Source organism: Shewanella chilikensis, assembly GCF_002836945.1.
In the GTDB taxonomy this organism is placed as follows: domain Bacteria; phylum Pseudomonadota; class Gammaproteobacteria; order Enterobacterales; family Shewanellaceae; genus Shewanella; species Shewanella chilikensis.
This window is the reverse complement of record NZ_NIJM01000031.1, coordinates 39651-47610: the sequence shown is the minus strand read 5'-3', so window position 1 is coordinate 47610 and position 7960 is coordinate 39651. Positions and strand designations below refer to the sequence as shown.

Annotated in this window: 5 protein-coding genes; all 5 read right to left on the bottom strand. The window is 54.7% G+C overall.

Going from position 1 to position 7960, the window contains the following annotated elements; genetic code table 11:
* Positions 1-132: 132 nt before the first annotated feature.
* On the bottom strand, positions 133-2505 hold the full coding sequence (locus CX651_RS12870) for a S8 family serine peptidase (protein WP_101056375.1): 2373 nt from the start codon (positions 2503-2505) through the stop codon (positions 133-135).
* Between the two features lie 535 nt (positions 2506-3040).
* Positions 3041-3361, bottom strand: coding sequence for a rhodanese-like domain-containing protein (locus CX651_RS12865; protein WP_224867614.1), 321 nt, complete (start codon positions 3359-3361; stop codon positions 3041-3043).
* Between the two features lie 76 nt (positions 3362-3437).
* Positions 3438-3656: a YgaP family membrane protein gene (locus CX651_RS12860; RefSeq protein WP_101056374.1), complete on the bottom strand. Its 219-nt coding sequence runs from the start codon at positions 3654-3656 to the stop codon at positions 3438-3440.
* A 1-nt stretch (position 3657) separates the two neighbouring features.
* A complete protein-coding gene (locus CX651_RS12855) occupies positions 3658-6903 on the bottom strand; it encodes an efflux RND transporter permease subunit (protein WP_101056373.1) in 3246 nt (1081 codons plus the stop codon).
* A 9-nt stretch (positions 6904-6912) separates the two neighbouring features.
* Complete coding sequence (locus CX651_RS12850) at positions 6913-7938, bottom strand: efflux RND transporter periplasmic adaptor subunit (RefSeq protein WP_101056372.1); 1026 nt, start codon at positions 7936-7938, stop codon at positions 6913-6915.
* Positions 7939-7960 lie beyond the last annotated feature (22 nt).

The window sequence follows — 7960 nt, the reverse complement described above, 5'->3', positions numbered from 1 at the left end:
TGATGGGAAACGGGATAGAGCCTATCCACGTGCGTTAAAAATGAGTAAAAACAAGTATCCCATTAAGCCTAAGAAAAATGCCGTTCACACTAAGTGAACGGCATTAGCCGTAGCGGCCCCTTGAAAGAGAGATTATTTAAAGTGCAGTGACCAGTTGTCGATGTAGCCTAGGTCACGGCGACCCGAGTCGACGGCCTTGAGCAGCCAGGTACCACTGGACTCGACACCTGTCATATCGACCGAATAGCTCTGGATGATATTGTCGGTGCCTTTGCCTGTGTTGTCGTGCAGCACGGCAATCTGGCCATTGGGGCTGTGCAGTTCAACCTGCAGATCGCCAATGTAAGGGTGCACTATGCTGACATCTACAGTGACCACACCCGAATCACCGCTGCGGCTGACACTGATGGGGCTGGTAATACCTGTGCTGTTGTTGTCGGGAATATTGGCATTATCACCATTGGTGTAGCTCGCTGCGCCGCCACCTGGATTGGTGCTGCTTGAGCCTGTGTAGCTAGCCACCAGGCTGGCACCGCTGAAGCTGCTGTAACCGCGAACCATCACATAGTAAGTACCGGCTTGAGGACTGTTGACCGAACAGCTTTCAGTGTTGCCGCCTTTCCAGGGGCGACAATCAAAGCTGCTGGTGGTTGGAGCCGCGCCGTACTGCATGTAAAGGTCGGCATCACCTGTGCCGCCACTCAGGTTGAAGCTCAGGTTGGAAGCGCCGGCTGGCACATCGAGGAAGAAGTGCAGTTCATCGTCTTTGGCACCGCTTAGGTTGTTGACCGCCACTCCATTTTCCAACTGACCATCGCTTGGCGTGCCGGGATCGCTCGGGCCATTACAGGAGGCATCCAGATATTCCTTGGCAGCCACGGCATTGACCAAACCATAGCCGGTGCGATCGTCACGACCGGGGACATCCAGATCTTCGGCGGTGGCTTTCAGCGCCTGACGCACCTGGGCGGCACTACACTCAGTGTGATAGCTCCATACCAGAGTTGCGACGCCGGATACGTGTGGCGTCGCCATGGAAGTACCGTTGTAGTACTCATAGTCTTCGCCGGTGGTGTTGGATACGCTGGCCTGCTGACCGATTTGGTTACGTAGCGCCAGACCGGTTTCACGGTCTACAGACACAGAAGCCTTGGTCAATTCAGTGTTTGAGTCAACCAGGAAGGGGTTTTGCAATCCGGGCAGAGTGCTGTTGGAGTAGACAATAGTCGCTGCAGCACCGGCGTTGTTACAGGCGCGAACCGCATTGATCTCGGGATAACCGGCACCTTGGTTTTCCAGACGTTGCACCAAACAGACTTTGCCCGTCATATTGCCGCAGTTGTAGCTGCCAGCGCTGGTGTCACACTCGGCCAGTTCGCCGCTGGCACTGGCGCTGATGGGTGAGGGCACATAGTTGCTGCCCGATGGTACAAAGCGGTTGTGAGGCACCACCCCTTCGGCAAACAGCGACTGACCGGCAATGACAATATCAGCCAGACGTCCTTCGCCGCGAGTCACGGTTGAGAGGATTGCTTCACCCGGGCCGGAGATTTCGACCTGATTGGTGTACTGGGAGAAGGCCGAATGGTCTTTGTTGCTGTCGACCGAGGCCACCGACATTACCGCATCATAGGAAGCCGGGTAGCTGTGGGTGTTGTTGCCATCGTTACCGGCCGCGGCAATCAAGAGCACGCCATTGTTAAAGTGGTTGGTCATGGCATTGCGCTCAGTGGTGCTGGATCCTGAGCCACCCAGGCTCATGGTGACCACATTGGCGCCATTGTCGACGCAGGTATCCACGGCGGATACCAGTGAAGAGGAGTAACCCCAACCTGACTCGTTGAATACCTTGATCACATGGATATTGGCGTTCTGATTCGGCATCACTCCAACCACGCCTTCATTGTTGGCGATGGCGGCTATGGTGCCGGCAACGTGAGTTCCGTGGGCATTGTTATTGCCCGGCTCGAACCAGTTTCCGGTGCCCGAGTTGTTGGTACCTGTGACATTGTTGCCACTGAGATCCTGGTGAGCACGATCATAGCCTGAGTCTATGATACATATGGTGCGATTACCGCTGAGGTTATCGGCCAACTGAGTCGCGCCGACATAGGTTTGCCCCCAGGGCGTGGTTTCACTCAACAAGCGGCGGGGCATATCTTCTTCGATATATTCCACATCGGTGCGGGCACGCAACGCCTTGAGTCCTGGGTTATCCAACTTGACGCTGTAGCTGTGGCTGCGACCAATGCGCTTCATTTCGCGAGCCTTAACGCCGTTAAGCGCTCTGTGCTGGCCGAATACCTGATTCAGTTCGCTTTGACCACTCATGGTTTGCAGGCCGTTGTTGTCCTTGAACTTAACGATATAGCGCTTGGGCAGGGGCGACTGCTGTGACAGATCATTGGCTTGAGGTTTGAAAGGTGCGCCATGAACACCGGCAGAGACTGCCAGGGCCAGCATGGACAGACTCAGGGCCAACTGTTTATTTGTTATTTTTTTCATACTTGTCTTCCGTGTATCAGATCTTGGTTTATTGTCCTCGGACATTTCAGCATTCACTGAAATGACCCTTTTGCAATCTACCGTCACGAAAAATTCATGTAAAACAAATGTCAACGGAATGGCGTTCTATTTCAGCTTGGTTGTATTTTGCTTTTTGTGAATATAAATTCAATCAAGCGTTTTATGTTACCAAGTGCATCACTGCCGATTGCATGAAATTTTGCCGGGCTTGAATAAGAGTCGATGTGAGGATGGATTGAAATCTGATATGTAATTAAGGTGCAATTAATTGATTTATAAAGTTAATGAAGCCTGTTATTTTAATTTGATATAAGCAATTACTTTTAAGAACAATAGTTGCGAAAAGAAGACTTTAGTATAGGGTAAAGGCGACTTTTTGACTAAAAGTGCATTTTTGACACTTGCATTTTATCTTGGGGATTGTTGATTATTTGTGTTAATCGTTTCATGAGAAGGCCCACTTGAGTGGGCCCTGTTGCATGAGAGGCGCAGTACTTAATGGCTATCTGGTCAGCTAGTTACCGGCGCTGGCCTTGAGGCTATCATAGCCGCCACCATTATAGACTTCCTGATAGCCGGCTTTATCCAGCGACTCTTTGGCGATACCTGAGCGGCGCCCGCTACGGCAGTAGACAACTACCGGGGTGTCCTTGGCAATGCCCTGTTTGGCAAAGGTTTCGGCTATCTGCTCAAAGGGGATATTAACCGCCTCTGGCAGATGTCCCTCGGCGTATTCCTCCGGGGTTCTGACATCCACCAGCATGGCGCCCTGGGCGACCTTGGTCAGCGCAACTTCGGGAACCATCTGCTCGGCACGAACGCTGAGGCTCAGCAATACACCAAAAAGCAGAGTCGTTAGCCACAAGAATTGGCGCTGGGTACGGGTTATTATCTTCACTTACATTCCTTAATCAGTGGGTATTGGCCTTGGCTTGTTCAGCCTCCGTTTTCATACCGAATTTACGCATCAGCATGCTGGCAGGACAAAAGCCGGTAAAAGCACTTTGGAATAGGTTAGCGCCAACAAACAGAGTTAGCCATACAAAATTGTGATGGACAGTGGCGGTTAACAGTAATGACAACATCACCATAAATCCGGCAAAGGCCATAGTGGCACGTTCTACAGACATTTTAAGCTCCTTTGGCCGCCTGGGCCTGGTTGATCACTGAGTCGATGCGCTTGCGCATCAGGGCATAGTAAAGTACCGGGATCACCACCAGCGTTAGCAGGGTGGAGATCAGGATCCCGAAGATAAGGCTGATGGCCAGACCGTTGAAGATCGGGTCATCCAGAATAAACATGGCGCCTATCATGGCCGCGAGGGCGGTGAGCATAATAGGTTTGGCCCGCACGGCGCCCGAGTGAATGACCGCCTGTTCAAATGGCACTCCTGCAGCGGTTTCCTGGTTGATAAAGTCCACCAAGAGTATGGAGTTACGCACTATGATCCCCGCCAGCGCTATCATGCCTATCATGGAGGTGGCGGTGAACTGGGCGCCGAGCAAGGCGTGCCCCGGCATGACCCCGATAATGGTCAAGGGGATAGGCGCCATGATAATCAGCGGTACCAGATAGGAACGGAAGTGGGCCACCACCAGGAGATAGATGGCAATCATGCCAACCCCATAGGCCAGGCCCATATCACGGAAGGTTTCATAGGTTATCTTCCATTCGCCATCCCAGAGTACGCTGATGGCATCCAGGCCATCGGGTTGGCTGAAATAGTGCTGGTTGAAACCAAGGCCACCTTCTGAGTCGATATCCGCCGCCATTTCAAACATGCCGTACAGTGGGCTGTCGAGTGGCCCGGCCATGTCGGCAATCACCATGATCATCGGGATCATGTTCTTGTGAATGATGGGCGCGTCTATCTGTCCTTTGCGGATTGTCACCAATTCGGCCACGGGCACAGTGCCGCCATGGAGGCTGTCGAGGCGTAAGTTAAGCACTGAAGTCAAATCCAGTTTGTCGGCCTCAGGTAGTTCCAGGCGAATTGGCACAGGGCGTTTCTGCATCGGTTTATGCAGCACATTGATATCCTTGCCGCCGACAGCGGTGGCCACCAGATCCACTATGTTGGCGTAGGGTACGCCCAGCAGACTGGCCTTGCTGCGATCGATAAGCACCTGCCATTTCTGTTGTGCCGCCGGCAGGAAGATATCGATATCCACTACATCCTCGGTCGCCTGGAACAGGGACTGCAGCTCCCTGGCCGCCTGCTGGCGAATATCCTGGCTGGGGCCATAGACCTCGGCCACAATCGGCGACCACACTGGCGGGCCGGGGGGCACTTCCACCACTTTGACATTGGCGTTGAAGCCCCGGGCGATTTGCTGCAGCGGGCCGCGCACCGCCAGGGCTATGCTGTGGCTGTCTCTGTCCCTGTGCTGTTTATCACTGAGATTGACCTGAATATCGCCAAGCTCCTGACTGTTGCGGACAAAGTAATGCCTGACCAGGCCGTTGAAGTTAATCGGGGCATGGGTGCCGGCATAGAGCTGCAGATGCTGCACTTCGGGTACTGTCACCAGATAATCGGACAAGGCCTTGAGGACTTTTTCTGTCTGCTCCACCGGCGTGCCTTCCGGCATATCCACCATCACCTGGAATTCGCTCTTGTTGTCGAAGGGCAACATCTTGAGCACCACCAACTGGCCAACTGGCAGGGCAACAGCCATGCCTATCAGCACAAACACGCCGGCGGCCATGCCTACTCGGGCCTTGCGGCTCTCGAGGAATGGCTTGATAAGCCGGGTAAACAGCCTGAGCATCACAGGGCTGGCATTGTCGCTATGTCCCTCGCCACCCTTGTGTCTGAGCAGTTTGTGGCTGAGCCAGGGGGTGACCACAAAGGCCACCGCCAGGGAGATCAACATGCCCATGCTGGCGTTGATGGGAATAGGGCTCATATAGGGGCCCATCAGCCCAGAGACAAAGGCCATCGGCAGCAATGCCGCAATAACGGTAAAGGTCGCCAGAATGGTGGGGCCACCCACTTCATCCACGGCGGCAGGAATGAGATCACTCAGGCTGCGTTTGCCCATGGCCATATGACGGTGGATGTTCTCCACCACCACTATGGCATCGTCCACCAAAATACCTATGGAGAAGATCAGCGCAAACAGGGATACCCGGTTGAGGGTAAAGCCCCAGGCCCAGGAGGCGAAAAGGGTAATCGCCAGGGTAATGACAATCGCCACACCCACCACCAGTGCCTCGCGCATTCCCATGGTGAACACCACCAGGATAACCACAGCGGCGGTAGCAAAGATCAACTTGAAGATCAGAGTGTTGGACTTGTCAGCCGCCGTCACGCCATAGTTGCGTGACACAGTGACATTGACATTGTCCGGAATAAGCAGGTTACGGCTCTTTTCCACCTTGGCAAGGATTGCATCGGCCACATCCACGGCGTTTTCACCCGGTTGTTTGCCTATGGCTATGGTCACTGCCGGGAAGACGCCTTTAGCTTCTGCTTCGGCGCTGTGACCGTTTTGATGCCAGGCGCCATAGAGGGGGACATCGGCCTTGAGGCTGATATCGGCAATATCACTGAGGAACACTGGGGCGGCTTTGCCTTGGCTATCATTGTGCACCGCGACCACCAGTTGCTGCACATCCTCCAGCGAACGCAGGAACTGGCCGGTCTGCACCTTGATCTCCTGGTTATCCTGCACCAGAGACACGGGCATGGAGACCGCATTGTTGGCGCCGAGCGCCCGGTTGATGGCATCGAAGCTGACACCATAAAAACTCATTTTGGCCGGATTGATGCGCACATTGAGCACCAACTCATGGGATCCCATGGACTCGACATCTCGGGTGCCGGGAATGCGCTTGAGTTCGGTTTCGAGCCCATGGGCCACATGAGTCAGTTGCTGAGCCGAGACATTGGGATCTTCTGACCAGAGAGTCAGGCTGACAATGGGCACATCGTCTATGCCCATGGGTTTTATCAAGGGATCGCCCACACCCGCGGCTCTGGGCAGCTTGTCCAGGTTGGAATAGATTTGATTGTAGAGTTTGACTATCGCCTCGTTGCGGGGCACACCCACCTCAAAGATGACGATGATCATTGCGCCATCGGGCTGCGAGAAGGAGTAGAGGGTATCTATGCCTTTTATCTGCGAGATCACTTCTTCTGCCGGCAGGGTAACCAACTGCTCGACCTCGGTCGGTGTGGCGCCGGGGAAGGGGATAAACACATCGGCAAAGGTCACATCTATCTGAGGTTCTTCCTCCTTGGGAGTGACCATAATGGCAAACATCCCCAGCAACAAGCCCAGCAAGGCCAGGAGCGGCGTAATGGCACTGAGCTGGAAACTGGCGGCAATGCGGCCGGAGATGCCGGTGTTATTTTCGCTGTGATTAGCCATGAGTTCCCCTTACTTGGCCTGGCGCTGCTCGAGCAGCAACTGGTAGGCGTTGGCGGCCACTATGTCTCCGGCTTCGAGTCCTGCCAGTATGGTCACGCCATCGTCACGCACATCTCCCAGACGTACCTGTTGCAGGACAAAGTTATCGCCGCGCTTGAGGTAGACGGCCGACAGCTCATTGACGCTGTAAAGCGCTTCTTTGGGCAGCACTATCTCCTGGCGTTTGTCTATGGCAAAGCGTACCTTGACGAAACTGCCGGGCAGCAGATCGCCTGTGTTGGTCGGCAGTGGCAGTCTCACCTGAAAGGCGCGGCTCTGCTCATCACTGAAACCAAAGACCTTGGGGGTAGTGACATCAAAACTGCGGCCATCGGCTAGGATAACCGTCATCTTGTCTGTGGCTTTAGCGGCCTGAAGAAAACGCTGCGGCAGCTGCATCACCACCCGCATCTCATCGTCGGCAAAACCGGACAGGAGCGGCTGACCGGGAGCGACTGTTTCTCCCTCTTCCACATGCCTGGCCGTGACTATGCCAGCATATGGCGCGCTGACGACTGTGTATTTCAGTGATTCCTTTGCCTGAATGATCCTCGCCTTGGCGGCGCTGGCCGCCTGGGAGGCTGACTTGGCATTGGCTATGGCCTGATCCATTTGGCCGCGGGAAATCGCGCCCTTGGGAAACAGTTCCTGATAGCGCTTGAGCGTCAGCTGCGCTTCGGTATCCAAGGCTCTGGCTCTGGCGTATTCCGCCTCGGCCGCCGCCAGGGACGCGCCTTGCTCTTCACTGGTGATCTCCAGCAGCGCCGCCCCGGCGGGGACTCGGTCGTTGACATCATAGTAAAGCTTGAGGATCCGTCCCGAGGTCTGGGCCGACACGGTTGCGGCCTTGACAGCCTCGAGCCTGCCATCCAGGGTCAGCAATTGGGAGTGCTCTGTCTGGCGGACAGTCACTGTGGCCGGCTCGGCTGCCTTAACCGGTTGAATGAGCAGCAGCGCGGGCAGTAACAGGGTCAATACTGGCGTTATTCTGGGCATGGAACTGTTCTCAAAAAAACAT